This is a genomic window from Azospirillum formosense, from assembly GCF_013340925.1.
GTDB classification, from domain to species: domain Bacteria; phylum Pseudomonadota; class Alphaproteobacteria; order Azospirillales; family Azospirillaceae; genus Azospirillum; species Azospirillum formosense.
This window is the reverse complement of sequence record NZ_WHOR01000045.1, coordinates 1-13,529: the sequence shown is the minus strand read 5'-3', so window position 1 is coordinate 13,529 and position 13,529 is coordinate 1. Positions and strand designations below refer to the sequence as shown.

Annotated in this window: 16 protein-coding genes and 1 pseudogene; 10 read left to right on the top strand and 7 right to left on the bottom strand. The window is 70.5% G+C overall.

What is annotated here, in order from left to right; translation table 11 throughout:
* Positions 1–79: 79 nt before the first annotated feature.
* Positions 80–817: an SDR family NAD(P)-dependent oxidoreductase gene (locus tag GBZ26_RS08745; protein WP_059399062.1), complete on the bottom strand. Its 738-nt coding sequence runs from the start codon at positions 815–817 to the stop codon at positions 80–82.
* 142 nt (positions 818–959) lie between these two features.
* Between GBZ26_RS08745 and GBZ26_RS08740 the strand changes: the two genes are divergently transcribed.
* Positions 960–2,135, top strand: coding sequence for a ChaN family lipoprotein (locus GBZ26_RS08740; RefSeq protein WP_174438501.1), 1,176 nt, complete (start codon positions 960–962; stop codon positions 2,133–2,135).
* Positions 2,136–2,142: 7 nt separating this feature from the next.
* Here GBZ26_RS08740 and GBZ26_RS08735 read toward each other — a convergent pair whose 3' ends face one another.
* Positions 2,143–2,727 (bottom strand): NUDIX hydrolase, encoded by a 585-nt coding sequence (locus tag GBZ26_RS08735; RefSeq protein ID WP_174438500.1) that lies wholly within the window; start codon positions 2,725–2,727, stop codon positions 2,143–2,145.
* A 186-nt stretch (positions 2,728–2,913) separates the two neighbouring features.
* On the opposite strand from GBZ26_RS08735, the gene GBZ26_RS08730 reads away from it, so the two are divergent.
* From GBZ26_RS08730 to GBZ26_RS08700, 7 genes are all read left to right on the top strand, one after another.
* A complete protein-coding gene (locus GBZ26_RS08730) occupies positions 2,914–4,389 on the top strand; it encodes a DNA recombination protein RmuC (protein WP_174438499.1) in 1,476 nt (491 codons plus the stop codon).
* 201 nt (positions 4,390–4,590) lie between these two features.
* Entirely contained in the window at positions 4,591–4,800 is a 210-nt protein-coding gene (locus tag GBZ26_RS08725) for a cold-shock protein (RefSeq protein ID WP_014239340.1), read from the top strand.
* A gap of 108 nt (positions 4,801–4,908) precedes the next feature.
* Entirely contained in the window at positions 4,909–5,139 is a 231-nt protein-coding gene (locus tag GBZ26_RS08720) for a hypothetical protein (protein ID WP_014239339.1), read from the top strand.
* Positions 5,140–5,265: 126 nt separating this feature from the next.
* A complete protein-coding gene (def, locus tag GBZ26_RS08715; RefSeq protein ID WP_035671291.1) occupies positions 5,266–5,772 on the top strand; it encodes a peptide deformylase in 507 nt (168 codons plus the stop codon).
* A gap of 24 nt (positions 5,773–5,796) precedes the next feature.
* Positions 5,797–6,765: a methionyl-tRNA formyltransferase gene (gene fmt / locus GBZ26_RS08710; protein ID WP_174438498.1), complete on the top strand. Its 969-nt coding sequence runs from the start codon at positions 5,797–5,799 to the stop codon at positions 6,763–6,765.
* Complete coding sequence (gene truA, locus GBZ26_RS08705; RefSeq protein WP_174438497.1) at positions 6,747–7,484, top strand: tRNA pseudouridine(38-40) synthase TruA; 738 nt, start codon at positions 6,747–6,749, stop codon at positions 7,482–7,484. Before fmt ends, truA begins: the two co-directional genes overlap by 19 nt.
* An 83-nt stretch (positions 7,485–7,567) precedes the next feature.
* Entirely contained in the window at positions 7,568–8,899 is a 1,332-nt protein-coding gene (locus GBZ26_RS08700) for an ABC transporter permease subunit (protein ID WP_174438496.1), read from the top strand.
* Positions 8,900–8,921: 22 nt separating this feature from the next.
* Here the strand turns inward: GBZ26_RS08700 and GBZ26_RS08695 are convergent, their stop codons facing one another.
* The 5 genes and pseudogenes from GBZ26_RS08695 to leuC form a co-directional block, all read right to left on the bottom strand.
* Positions 8,922–9,362, bottom strand: a complete 441-nt coding sequence (locus tag GBZ26_RS08695; protein WP_174438495.1) for an EVE domain-containing protein — start codon at positions 9,360–9,362, stop codon at positions 8,922–8,924.
* A gap of 8 nt (positions 9,363–9,370) precedes the next feature.
* Positions 9,371–9,748, bottom strand: coding sequence for a VOC family protein (locus GBZ26_RS08690; protein WP_174438494.1), 378 nt, complete (start codon positions 9,746–9,748; stop codon positions 9,371–9,373).
* A gap of 105 nt (positions 9,749–9,853) precedes the next feature.
* Entirely contained in the window at positions 9,854–10,333 is a 480-nt protein-coding gene (locus GBZ26_RS08685; RefSeq protein ID WP_246653539.1) for a helix-turn-helix transcriptional regulator, read from the bottom strand.
* Between the two features lie 45 nt (positions 10,334–10,378).
* Positions 10,379–10,516, bottom strand: a pseudogene (locus GBZ26_RS30610) (helix-turn-helix domain-containing protein); the annotation flags it as partial.
* A 111-nt stretch (positions 10,517–10,627) separates the two neighbouring features.
* Positions 10,628–12,031: a 3-isopropylmalate dehydratase large subunit gene (gene leuC / locus GBZ26_RS08680; RefSeq protein WP_174438493.1), complete on the bottom strand. Its 1,404-nt coding sequence runs from the start codon at positions 12,029–12,031 to the stop codon at positions 10,628–10,630.
* Positions 12,032–12,279: 248 nt separating this feature from the next.
* Between leuC and GBZ26_RS08675 the strand changes: the two genes are divergently transcribed.
* Together GBZ26_RS08675 and GBZ26_RS08670 are read left to right on the top strand one after the other, a co-directional pair.
* A complete protein-coding gene (locus GBZ26_RS08675) occupies positions 12,280–12,477 on the top strand; it encodes a hypothetical protein (protein WP_149164183.1) in 198 nt (65 codons plus the stop codon).
* 111 nt (positions 12,478–12,588) lie between these two features.
* On the top strand, positions 12,589–13,503 hold the full coding sequence (locus GBZ26_RS08670) for a DMT family transporter (protein ID WP_174438492.1): 915 nt from the start codon (positions 12,589–12,591) through the stop codon (positions 13,501–13,503).
* The last annotated feature ends 26 nt before the right edge of the window (positions 13,504–13,529 follow it).

The following is a 13,529-nucleotide window of genomic DNA, read 5'->3' as shown; positions in this document are numbered from 1 at the left end:
GAAATCCGTGAAAAGATCGGTGAAATCCGTGTGAACCTTGTGATCCCAGCCCGTCGCTCGCAACGGGCAACCACCCGCATCAATACAGGTGCTGCCCGCCGGTGATGAACATTTCCGTTCCGGTGACGTAGCCCGAGTCGGGGCCGCACAGGTAGAAGACCACCGCCGCCACGTCCTCCGGCGTGCCCATGCGCTTCAGCGGGATGCGCGGGATCAGCACGTCGTATTCCGGTCCGGTCATGGCGGTTTCGATCTCGCCCGGCGCCACGGCGTTGACGCGCACGCCGATCTCGGCGAACTCCACGGCCATCTCGCGGGTCAGGCCGGACAGCGCCGCCTTGGACGTTGAGTAGGCCGACCCCGCGAAGGGGTGCACCGAATGGCCGGCGATGGAGGTCACGTTGACGATCGCACCCTTCGCCCGCGACAGCGGCGCCGCGAAGCCGCGGGCCAGCACCAGCGGGGCGAAGAAGTTCAGCTCGAACACCCGGTGCCAGCCTTCGATGGCCCCGTTCAGGCAGCCGAGACGCTCCTTGATCGGCGTCTTGGGCGAGATGCCGGCGTTGTTGATCAACGCGTGCAACGGCCCACCGTCCAGCGCCCGGTTGGCTTCCTCCAGGAAGCGGGCGCGGCTGTCCGGATCGGACAGGTCCGTCGGGATGTGGTGGGTCCAGTTCGGATCGCGCCGGCAATGGTCCGGCACCTCCTCACGGGAACAGGAAATGACCCGCCAGCCCTCGGCGCTGAAGCGCTGCACGGTGGCGTGGCCGATGCCCCGGCTCGCGCCGGTCAGAATGACGGTTTTACGGTGCGGCATGATGTCCGAGGATACCCCGCTTCGCCGCACCGCGCCAGCGCGGCCGTTGCCGGTCGGACCAAGCGCCGTTGACGGGCGCCCTCCACCGCCCAACCTTCAGCCTGAGGCCAACCGTTTCACAAAGCCCAGGAGGACCGCCGACGTGCTCCCCCGTTTGATGGCCGTCCTTCTGCTCTCCGGCAGCCTCTTGGCCGGCCTGGGCGACACCACCGCGGCGAAGGCCGCCGCCCAGACCAATGCCTGCGTGCCGCCCGGCGGCTGGGCCGACGCCAGCGCCCGCCCGCTGAACGCCGCCGACCTGCTGCGCCGCGCCGCGGCGTCGCCCGCCGTGCTGCTGGGGGAACGGCACGACAACGCCGACCACCACCGCTGGCAGCTGCACAGCCTGGCGGCGCTGCACGCGCTGAATCCCGATCTGGCGGTCGGCATGGAGATGTTCCCGCGTAGCGTCCAGCCGGTCCTCGACCGCTGGAGCGCCGGGCAGCTGACCGAGGCGGAGCTGCTGCGCGAGACCAACTGGCCCAAGGTCTGGGGCTACGACGCCCGCTTCTACCTGCCGATCCTTCATTTCGCCCGGATGAACCGGCTGCCGGTGGTCGCGCTGAACGTCGACCGCGGGCTGGTCAGCCGCACCGCGCGCGAGGGCTGGGCCGCCGTCCCCGCCGGCGAGCGCGAGGGCGTGGGCGATCCGGCCCCTCCCCCGGCCTCCTACACCGAGCGGCTGCGCCAGGTGATGGCCGCCCACGGCCCGACCGAGCGCCGCTCCGGCAGCTTCGAACGATTCGTCGAGGCGCAATCGGTCTGGGACCGCGCCATGGCCGAGCGGATCGCCGAGACCCACCGCCAAACCAACCGCACCGTCGTCGCCATCCTGGGCCAGGGCCATGTCGAAGGCCGCGACGGCGTCCCCCACCAGCTGGCCGACCTGGGTGTCCGGAACAGCGTCGTCCTGCTTCCCTGGGACGAGGACCGCCCCTGCGCCGAGCTGGACGGGCGGATCGCCGACGCGGTTTACGGGCTGGGCGAGAGCGAAGCGCCGGCCGAGTCGCCCCGCCCCCGGCTCGGCGTGATGCTGGAGCCGGGACCGGACGGGGTGCGGGTGCGCTCCGTCACCGAGGGCAGCGTCGCCGCCGCCGCCGGCCTGACGGCGGGCGATCTCGTGGTCGCGGCGGCGGGATCCCCGGTGCGCGAAGCCTCCGACCTGACGGCGGTTGTGCAGCGCCAGGCCCCCGGCACATGGCTGCCGCTGACCGTGAAGCGCGAGCAGGGCACGGCGGAACTGGTGGCGAAGTTCCCCGCCGCACCGGTGGTGGAGTGATCGGGGGCTAGAGCATCCGCTCCCACTGCGCCAGCACGTCCGGCGTGGGGTTCACCGCCGGGGCGAAATCCTGGAGGCCCAACCGCGAGCGGTGCTCCCGCAAGGCCCATTGGACGGTCGGGAAGGCCAGATCGTCCCAGGGGATCTCCTCCCAGCGGAACAGCCCGACCTCCTGGCTTTCCGGCCCGGCGGACACGTCCGGCGACAGCAGGCGGGCGCGGAAGATGAGCTGCACCTGGCTGATGCGCGGGATGTCGTAGACGGCCAGCAGCGAGTCGATGGCGATTTTCGCCCGCGCCTCCTCCCACGCCTCGCGGGCGGCACCCTCCATGGTGCTCTCCCGCTCCTCCATGAAGCCGGCGGGCAGCGTCCAGTAGCCCTTGCGCGGTTCGATGGCGCGGCGGCACAGCAGGATGCGGTCCTCCCACGTCGCCACCGACCCGACGACGATCAGCGGGTTCTGGTAGGCGATGTAGCCGCAGTCCGGACAGGTCAGCCGCTCGCGGTCCTCGCCGGGCGGGACGGTGCGGAGCCGGGGGCCTTTGACGGGGCCGGGAGAAAGACCGGAGGGGGAGGACGGATCGTCGGGCATCCGTCGGATATGGCGCAGACGGGGACGGCGGGCAAGCCCGCATCACCGAGCCTCGGTGCAGGCGGAACGGGCTTTGGAGGGGTTCTTCTTTGTTCATCGCCCGTTCTCTTTCCTGATTCGTTCCTGTAATCTCGCCTGTAATCTCGCCTGTGGTCTCGGCATTTGCAGCGTTCTTTGGGGAATTTCATGCAGTTCGCGTTCGACGCACAGTCGGTGGCTCTCGGCGGCCTTGCCGGCGCCCTTCTCGGGGCGATCCTCGCCGGCATGATCGTGCGCCTCTACGCCGCACGCGCCGAGGCGGAGGCCGCCGCCATCCACGCCGAACTGGTCACCCGCCTCGACGTCGCCGAGCGAATCGAGGGCGACCTGCGGGAGGAGGTGGAGGCCCGCGACCACCAGATCGCCCGGCTGACCGGCGAGCTGTCCGCCGCCCGCGAACGGCAGGCGGAGCTGTCCACCACGCTGGCCCGCGAGCGCGCGTCGGCGGTGGAGAAGCTGGCCCTTCTGGAGCGCGCGCAGGCCACCCTGTCCGACAGCTTCAAGGCCCTGTCGGCGGAGGCCCTGCGCTCCAACAACCAGAGTTTCCTCGACCTCGCCAAGGAGACGCTGACGACCTTCCAGGAGCAGGCGCGCGGCGACCTGGAGAAGCGGCAGACCGCCATCGCCGACATCGTCGCCCCGGTGCGCCAGTCGCTGGAGCGCATGGACGGCCAGATCCAGGAGATGGAGCGCAGCCGCGCCGGCGCCTATGAGGGGCTGAAGCAGCAGGTGCTGTCGCTGGTGGAGACCCAGGCCCAGCTCCGCGCCGAGACCGGCAACCTCGTCCGCGCCCTGCGCAGCCCGGTGGCGCGCGGGCGCTGGGGCGAGATCCAGCTCCGCCGGGTCTGCGAGATGGCCGGCATGCTCGACCACTGCGACTTCGTGGAGCAGATGAGCGTGGAGGCCGCCGGCGGACGGCTGCGCCCCGACCTCGTGGTCAAGCTGCCCGGCGGCAAGACCATCGTGGTCGACGCCAAGACGCCGCTGGAGGGCTATCTCGACGGGGTGCAGGCGGCCGACGACGGCGCCCGCCGCGACGGGTTGTCGCGCCACGCCCGCCATGTGCGGGAGCATATGAAGCAGCTCGGCACCAAGGCCTATTGGGACCAGTTCACGGATTCGCCGGAATTCGTCGTGCTGTTCCTGCCCGGCGAGAACTTCTTTTCCGCAGCACTGGAGCACGACCCGGCGCTGATCGAGGCGGGCATCGACCACCGGGTGATCCTCGCCACCCCGACGACGCTGATCGCGCTGCTGCGCGCCGTCGCCTATGGCTGGCGGCAGGAGCGGCTGACCGACAGCGCCCGCGAGATCAGCGCCTTGGGCGCCGAACTCTATAAGCGCCTGCACGACCTGGGCGGCCACATGGAGCGGCTGGGCGGGCAGCTCGACAAGGCCGTGGGCTGCTACAACGGGGCGGTGGGCAGCCTGGAATCCCGCGTCCTGGTCACCGCCCGCCGCTTCCGCGACCTGCACGCCACCCCGGACAGCGCCGAGGAGATTCCCCTGCTGGAGCCGCTGGACCACGCCCCTCGCCCGCTCCAGGCGCCGGAGCTTCGTGCCGCCGAGCACCGGGCCGCGGATCTGAGAGCGGCGGACCTGCGAGCGGCAGCCAGGGCGTAGGGCCGAAGTCCGCAACCCGGATTTGCCCGTCTTGTTTCGCCTTGCAAAGGAGGGAAGCGGTCCCAATTTCCCTCCTGTCATTCTGCTTCGGACTGCCGGCCTGCTACGCCTTCGGGTGCCCAGATCGTCGCTATGCCTGGACACAGTCTGATGCGCCGCACCGGCCGATGCGGCGCCTTTCATACGAAACGGAGAGCAATCATGCCCGTCGGTACCGTCAAGTGGTTCAACAGCACCAAGGGTTATGGCTTCATTCAGCCGGACAACGGTGGCGCGGACGTCTTCGTCCACATCTCCGCGGTCGAGCGCGCGGGCCTGCGCAGCCTGAATGAAGGCCAGAAGGTGTCCTACGAGGAGCAGCGCGATCCGAAGCGCGGCAAGACCTCGGCGGAGAACCTGAAGGCCGTCTGAGCCACGTCTCACGGCACGGCATCGGAGGGGGCACCGGGAAACCGGTGCCCTTTTCCGTTGCGCGCTTTTCCTCTACAAGCACCCCCCTGACGTTCGGAGTTTCCCCCCATGGCCAAGACCAAGAAGAAGCAGCCGGTGGACAGCGCCTTCGTGCTGTTCGACGTGCTGTACGAAGACGGCGCCCGCACCTCCAACCGCAAGGTCCCCGGCACGCTGGTCGGCGGCCTGGACGGCGACGAGCCGGCCCGCGGCTTCATCGAGGAGCAGGACCGCAAGATCGCCGAGATGTCCGGCAATCCCCGCGGCCCCATCAAGTCGATCACCCGCTCGCCCCTCTGAGGTGCGGCCGTCCCGATGGGATCGGCGGGTCGCCGCGGGTTGTGCCTTGCGCCTTCCTTGACCTCGTGGCCCGCCCCCCATATTTTGACGGATTGTCGCACCTCCACGCACCGTTGCTGAGTTCCCATGGCCGTTCTTGATATCCTCGTCGCCCCGCACCCCGTCCTGAAGCAGAAGGCGAAGCCCGTCGAAAAGGTCGACGCCCGCATCGCCAAGCTGATGGACGACATGGTCGAGACCATGTACGCCGCGAAGGGCATCGGCCTCGCCGCGCCGCAGATCGGCATCCTGGAGCGGGTGATCGTCGTGGACGTGCACGACAAGGACGAGAAGCCGAACCCCATCCGCCTCGCCAACCCGGAAATCGTCTGGAAGTCGGACGAGACGTCGGTGTGCGAGGAGGGCTGCCTGTCGGTGCCCGACCAGTATGCCGAGGTCACCCGTCCGTCGTCGGTCCGCGTCCGCTATCTGGACGAGACCAACGAGACGCGCGAGATCGAGGCCGACGGCATGCTGGCCACCTGCATCCAGCACGAGATCGACCATCTGAACGGCGTGCTGTTCGTCGACTACCTGTCGATGCTGAAGCGCAACATGATCCTGCGCAAAGTCCAGAAGATGCAGCGCGCCTAACCTTCTGACGTTGGACGACTCTTCATGACGCCGCTCCGCCTCGTTTTCATGGGCACGCCGGACTTCGCCGTGCCCAGCCTGCGCGCCCTGGCCGATGCCGGGCACGAGGTGGTCTGCGTCTACAGCCAGCCGCCCCGCCCCGCCGGGCGCGGGCAGCAGATCCAGAAATCCCCGGTCCACCGCTTCGCCGAGGAGCGCGGCATCCCCGTGCGCACGCCCAAGTCGCTGCGCAACGCCGAGGCTCAGGCCGAGTTCGCCGAGCTGAAGGCCGACGCCGCGGTGGTCGCCGCCTACGGGCTGATCCTGCCGCAGCCGATCCTCGACGCGCCGCGGCTGGGCTGTTTGAACGTCCACGGCTCCCTGCTGCCACGCTGGCGCGGGGCTGCGCCGATCCAGCGCGCGATCCTGGCCGGCGACGCCGAGACCGGCATCACCATCATGCAGATGGACATCGGGCTCGACACCGGGGCCATGCTTCTGAAGGACGCGGTGCCGATCAGCGCGGAGACCACCGCCAGCAGCCTGCACGACGCGCTGGCCGACATGGGCGCCCGCCTGATCGTCGAGGCGCTGGACGGTCTCGCCGCCGGCCGCCTGACCGCCGAGCCGCAGCCCGAGGCCGGCGTGACCTACGCCGCCAAGCTGACGCGCGAGGATGGCCGGCTCGACTGGACGCGCGACGCCGCCTATGTGGAGCGGCAGGTCCGCGCCCTCACCCCCTGGCCCGGCTGCTGGTTCGACGCCCCGACGCCGACCGGCGGGGTGGAGCGCATCAAAGTTTTGAAAGCCGAATTGGCGCCGGATCCCCGCAAGGCGGCGCCCGGCACGCTGCTGGACGACCGCCTGACCATCGCCTGCGCCGACGGCGGCGTGCGCCTCACCCTGGTGCAGCGGCCCGGCAAGGCCCCGGTGGACGGCGCCGCCCTGCTGCGCGGCTTCGCCCTGCCCGTCGGCACCCGTCTCGGCGACGCCGCATGCAGCGCTGGAAACTGACCCTCGAATATGACGGCCGGCCCTTCGTCGGCTGGCAGCGGCAGGACAACGGCCCCTCCGTCCAGCAGACGCTGGAGGAGGCCATCGAGCGCCTGTCCGGCGAGACCGTGCGCGTCCACACCTCCGGACGGACGGACGCCGGTGTGCACGCGCTGGGGCAGGTCTGCCATTTCGATCTGGAAAAGCCCTTCACCGGGCTGAAGCTGCGCGACGCGCTGAACTTCCACCTGAGGCCCGCCCCCGTCGCCGTCCTGCTGGCCGAGGCGGTGCCGGAGGATTTCCACGCGCGCATGACCTGCCTGGGGCGCAGCTACGTCTTCCGCATCGTCAACCGCCGCGCCCCGCTCGCCCTGGAGACGGGCCGCGCCTGGCACGTCATGCGCCCGCTGGACGCCGAGGCGATGCATGCGGCCGCTCAGGTCCTGGTCGGCCGGCACGACTTCACCAGCTTCCGCGCCGCGCTCTGCCAGGCCAACTCTCCGGTCAAGACGTTGGAGCGGCTGGCCGTCGAGCGGATTGGCGAGGAGGTCCGGGTGCACGCCGCCGCCCGCTCCTTCCTGCACCATCAGGTGCGCAACATGGTGGGCACGCTGGAGCTGGTCGGGGCCGGCAAGTGGAGCGCCGACGACCTGCGCCGCGCGCTGGAGGCCCGCAACCGCTCCGCCGCCGGGCCGACCGCCCCGCCGGACGGCCTGTATTTCGTCAACGCCCGCTACTGACACTCCCAAGGCGGCGTCTGGCGCTCGTCGCCAATTGCCGATAGACTCCCAGGCGAAGCACAACCGGCCGGGTTTCCGTCGCCGTGCACCGCCGTCCGCCGCGCCTGTTCCCGCCCTTCCTCCTGCTGGTCGCCGCCCTGCTGCTGACCGGCTGCGGCGTGGACGGCGATCAGGCCGCGCTGTGCCGCAAGCTGATCCCCGCCTTCGACTCCGGACCCGTCACCATCCTGGGCACGGAAGCGCTGGGCGGTGACGAGCCGGCTCTGCGCCTGACCTACCGCACGGATTCCGGGACCCACTGGATCGCCTGCCGCTTCGGCGGACGCTTCTTCGAGTCGCGCCGGCACGAGCTGGTGATGGTGGCGACCGACCGCATGGGGCGGCTGCGGCCCATGCAATTCACCATGCTGCGCATCTGGGCCGGCCTGCCCGCCGCCCGCCTCGGCCTGCCGCCGGAGGTGGGCGGCCCGGAACGGGCACCGCCGACGGACTGGGCGCCGCTGCTCTTCTTCCTGCAACAGGTCATCAACGCCGCCACGGTGGCCTGCGTCTACGGGCTGCTGGCGCTGGGCTACACGCTAGTCTACGGCATCCTGGGGCAGATCAACCTCGCCATGGGCGAGCTGACGATGATCGGCGCCATGCTGACCGCCATGGGCGCGGCGGCGCTGGGCATGGCCGGGCTGGGCGGCCTGCCTCTGGCGGTGCTCGGCGTCTTCGCCACGGTGATGGCCTTCACCGCCGTCCAGGGCTGGACCATGGACCGGCTGGTGTTCCGCCGCCTGCGCCGCACCCACAACCACACGCCGCTGATCGCCGCGGTGGGACTGTCCATCGCCTACCAGGAGGGGATGCGGCTCCTGCACGGTGCCCGCGACTGGTGGCCCGCCCCCTTCCTGGCCGACCGGCACGAACTGCTCAGCGACGGCGCCTTCACCGTCACCGCGCTGACCTCGCAAGCCGTGATCCTGCTGATGACCGGCGGGCTCTACGCCCTGCTCTGGGCGGTCATGCAGCGCACCACCTACGGCCGCGCCCATCGCGCCTGCGCCGACGATGTGGGCGCGGCGGAGCTGGTCGGGGTGGATATCGACCGCACCGTCGCCACCACCTTCGCGGTGGGCGGCGCGCTGGCCGCGGCGGCGGGGGCGGTGATCGCGCTCTATTACGGCGGGGTCAATTTCTACACGGGCTATCTGATCGGCTTCAAGGCGCTGGCCGCCGCTGTGGTCGGCGGCATCGGGTCGGTTCCGGGCGCCATGCTGGGCGGCGCCCTGCTGGGGTTGGTGGAGACCTTCTGGTCGGCCTATTTCGCCATCGCCTACAAGGACATCGTGGCCTTCGGCCTGCTCACCCTCTTCCTGATCTACCGCCCGGACGGTCTGATGGGCCGAAGCCGCGGGCGGGGGGACTGAAGCCCCCCACGCCGGACGCCGGTCAGCACAGAACCGCCCCCATGGCCGCGGCGATGGTGTCCAGGTCGCGGTTGGTGACCGTGAACAGCCCGAAGCGGAATGGATAGCCCCAGTTCCGCACCCCGGCGGAGAAGTCCAGCCGGTCGAGCAGGGGAAGGATCGGCGTCTCCCGCCCGTCCAGCCACCGCACGTCGCGGCGGAAGGGAACGAAGCCCCCGCCCATGTCGAATTGGTAAGGGGTTCCGTCCCGCACGATGCCCACGGCGGTGAAGGATTGCAGGCGGTCCTTCCCCTGGAAGCGCTCGGTCGGCGAGTAGTAGGCGACGCGGTCCCCCGGGCGGATGCGGCGCAGCGGGGCCGCCTTGCCGTGGCAGACCTGCATGAAGCCCTCCGCCCGCCCCCGCCGGACATGCTCGGCGGAGGCGACGGCGATCCAGCTGCGGCTGGCGGTGGCCGGATCCATGGCGGACCTCACGCTTCGGTCGGGGCGAAGACGCGCAGGCGGTGCCCGTCCGGGTCCAGCGCGACGAAGGTGTGGCCGAAATCCATGGCGGTGGGCGGCTGGGCGATGGTCAGGCCGCGCCGCACCCAGTCGTCGTGAAGGGCCTGCACCGCCTCGGCACCGGCCACCCGGAAGCCGATCTCGCCGCTGCCGCCGAGTGGTCCCGCGGAGGCCGCCGGCTGCACCGTGTGGCGCGACCACAGCCCCAGCATGACGCCGGAATCCAGGGCGAACATGGCGAAGGTGGGCGACGCCTCGACTGGCGGCTTGCCGGTCAGGCCAGCGTAGAAGGCGGCGCTGGCGGTCGGGCTGTCCACATAGAGGAGGATGATGTTGGCGCTGAACATGGGCTGGTGTCCTCGCTGGGCTCCGGCACGGGCGATCCCGTCCGGTGAAGACCACGCTAGGGCAATACACTGACAGTTTCTGTCAGCAGTCGTGCGCGCAGGCTCTCACCGCGCCGGGATGCCCTCGGCCTCGCGCCATTCCTTGAGCAGCGCCTGCCGCCGCCGCGGGTAGCGGGCCTCCAGCGCCGTCACGGAGACGATGCGGTCGGCGCGGAAATGGCGGATCGCCCCGCGCAGCTCACACCACGCGACCATCACGCGCAGCCGGTCGAAGAAGCCGAGCGCGAAGGGCCAGACGACGCGGTCGCTGGCGGCCCCGTCGCGGTCGCGGTAGGCGATGGACAGCTTGCGCTCGCCGCGGATGGCCCGCCGTACGACGGCGAGGTCGACGCCGTCCCCGACGATCGGTTCCCCCGGTCCGACGAGCAGCGCGGAGGCGTCCATGCGGTCGCGGAGGTCCGGCGGCAGCACCGCCGCGATCTTGGCGAGCGCGTTCTGCGCCGCCGCCCCGAGCGCGCCGTCCGCGCGGTCGGCCACCCAGCGGATGCCCAGCGCGAGCGCCTCGATCTCCTCCTCCGCGAACATCAGCGGCGGCAGCAGGAAACCGGGCTGGAGGAGATAGCCGACGCCCGGCTCGCCGTCGATGCGGGCGCCCTGGGCCTGGAGGGTGGCGATGTCGCGGTAGATCGTGCGCAGGCTGACGCCGAGTTCGTCGGCGAGGACATGCCCGCTGACCGGCCGGCGATGGCGCCGCAGGCACTGGATCAGGTCGATGAGGCGTTCGGCGCGCGACAGAGGAGGATGCCCCTAAAAACGACGAAGCGGGGACGGCTGGAAGGCCATCCCCGCTCCGGGCGTCACAGCGGACCGTGAGAGAGCTTACAGGCTGCGCACGTCGGTCAGGTGCCCGGTCACCGCCGCCGCGGCGGCCATGGCCGGGCTGAGCAAGTGGGTGCGCCCGCCGCGGCCCTGGCGGCCTTCGAAGTTGCGGTTGGAGGTCGAGGCGCTGCGCTCGCCCGGCGACAGGCGATCGGCGTTCATGGCGAGGCACATGGAACAGCCCGGCTCACGCCACTCGAAACCGGCCTCGGTGAAGATCTTGTCCAGACCCTCTTCCTCCGCCTGCTCCTTCACCAGACCCGAGCCGGGGACGACCAGGGCGCGCACGCCCTCGGCGACCTTGCGGCCCTGGGCGATCACCGCGGCGGCGCGCAGATCCTCGATGCGGCCGTTGGTGCAGGAGCCGATGAAGACGGTGTCCACCTTCACGTCGGTCAGCTTCTGGCCGGGCTCCAGGCCCATGTAGGCCAGCGAGCGCTCGACGGCGGCGCGCTTGCCGGCGTCGGCCACGTCGGCCGGGTTCGGCACGGTCGCGGTGATCGGCAGCACGTCCTCCGGGCTGGTGCCCCAGGTGACCTGCGGAACGATGTCGGCGGCGTTCAGCACGACGGTGGTGTCGTAGACGGCGCCCTCGTCCGACGGCAGCGTCTTCCAATACTCCACCGCCTGCTCCCAGGCGCCGGCCTTCGGAGCCAGGGCGCGGCCCTTCACATATTCGAAGGTCTTCTCGTCCGGGGCGATCAGGCCGGCGCGGGCGCCGCCCTCGATGGCCATGTTGCAGACGGTCATGCGGCCTTCCATCGACAGGCCGCGGATGGCGTCGCCGGCGAACTCGATGACGTGGCCGGTGCCGCCGGCGGTGCCGATCTTGCCGATGATCGCCAGGACGATGTCCTTGGCGGTCACGCCCGGCGGCAGCTCGCCATCGACGCGGACCAGCATGTTCTTGGCCGGCTTCTGCAGCAGGGTCTGGGTGGCCAGCACATGCTCCACCTCCGACGTGCCGATGCCGAAGGCCAGCGCGCCGAAGGCGCCGTGCGTCGCCGTGTGGCTGTCGCCACAGACGATGGTGGCGCCGGGCAGCGTGAAGCCCTGCTCCGGACCGACGATGTGCACGATGCCCTGGCGGACGTCGTCCATCGGGAAGTAGCGGACGCCGAAGTCGCGCGCGTTCTTGTCCAGCGTCTCGACCTGGATGCGGCTCTCCTCCTCGGTGATGCCCTTGGAGCGGTCGGTGGTCGGGACGTTGTGGTCGGGCACGGCGAGGGTCGCTTCCGGACGGCGCACCGGACGGCCGGCAAGCCGCAGCCCCTCGAACGCCTGCGGGCTGGTCACCTCATGGACCAGGTGGCGGTCGATGTAGAGGATGCAGGTGCCGTCGTCCTGACGGTGGACGACGTGGCTGTCCCAAATCTTGTCGAACAGGGTGCGCGGCTTGGACATAGCAACTCTCTCTCGCGGCAATTCTCTCTCGCAAACCACAGACCGGACGAACAAAGCGTGCGGTAAGAGGGCCGCACAATAGCCGTCTCTTTCAACCAGGACAAGGCCGAGCCTGTGGAAAACACTCTCCATCCCGCAGCGAAAAATCGCAGCCTCCCCGCCTTCCCCATCGGCTGGCGGGGAAGGCGCTCCTTATGGTAGCGTCCGGCCACCGATCTCCATTGCCCCATTCCATGAAGGGTCATCCCGTGACGGACCCCACTGTCCGCTGTGAGCGCTGCGAACGGCCTTATCCCGCCGAGCTTCCCGGCTGCCCGAACTGCCGGCGCATCCGCCAGACCAACATCGCCATCGCCACCACCATGATCCTTCTGGTGCTGTTCGCCATCGGCGGCTGGTTCGGCATCCAGGTCTTCACCGGCTTCTCCACCGGCGGCGCACCGTGACGCCAGCCCCCTCGCGGGGCTGCCGCACCGGGAACGCAGACCTCCCACCCCCACTCGCGCCGTAGGATGCGGCAAAATTCAGGGTTGGGAGGACTCATGGCGGATCAGGCCATGCCACGCGCCGCGGCCGGCCAGGGACCCGTGGGCGGTCCGGGCACTGTGGTCTACGCGCAGCTTGCGGGAATCGTGCTGTTCTGGGGGGCCAACTGGCCCCTGATGAAGCTGGCCCTGTCGGACATCGGGCCGCTGACCTTCTGCTTTCTCCGTTTCGCCGGGGCGGCGGCGGTGCTGGCCCTGCTGTCGCGGGTGCTGCGCTTTCCCCTTCTGCCGCCACCGGGGGAGCGCTGGCCGCTGGCCCTGGTCGGGCTGTTGCAGATCGCCGGCATGCTGGACCTCAGTTCCATCGCTCTGCGGGTCGTGCCACCGGGACGGGCCGCGGTGCTGGCCTACACCATGCAGATGTGGGCGCTGCCGCTCGGCGTCCTGCTGGCCGGGGAGCGCTTCACGCGCGGGCGGGTGATCGGCGCGCTGCTGACCTTCGCCGGCGTCCTCGTCTTCTTCAACCCGGCGCTGATGGACTGGAGCAACCCGGCGGTTCTGCTCGGCAATGGGCTGCTGCTCGCCTGCGCGCTCAGCTGGGCGCTGGGCGCCACGCTCTACCGCCGCCGGCGTGGCGGCTGGCGCACGCCCTTCTGGACGCAGACCTTCTGGCAGATCGCCGTCAGCGCCGTGGCGACCGCGCCGCTGGCCCTGGCGGCGGAGCACGCCCGGCCGATCCACTGGACGCCCGCGCTGGGCACCGTCCTGGCCTTCAACTGGGTGATCGCGACGGGCCTGTGCTTCTGGTGGTGGGCGAAGTCGCTGACCGCCATGCCGGCCGCCCAGGCCGGACAGATCATCTGCCTCGTCCCCGTCACCGCCCTGCTGCTGAGCGCGGTCTTCATGGGCGAGCCGCTGACCGTCGGCGTGATGGTCGCGGTGGCGCTGATCGGCGCGGGGATCCTGACGACGATGCGGGCGCGGTAGGGAAGCGGTTGCCCAAGGCCCCCACC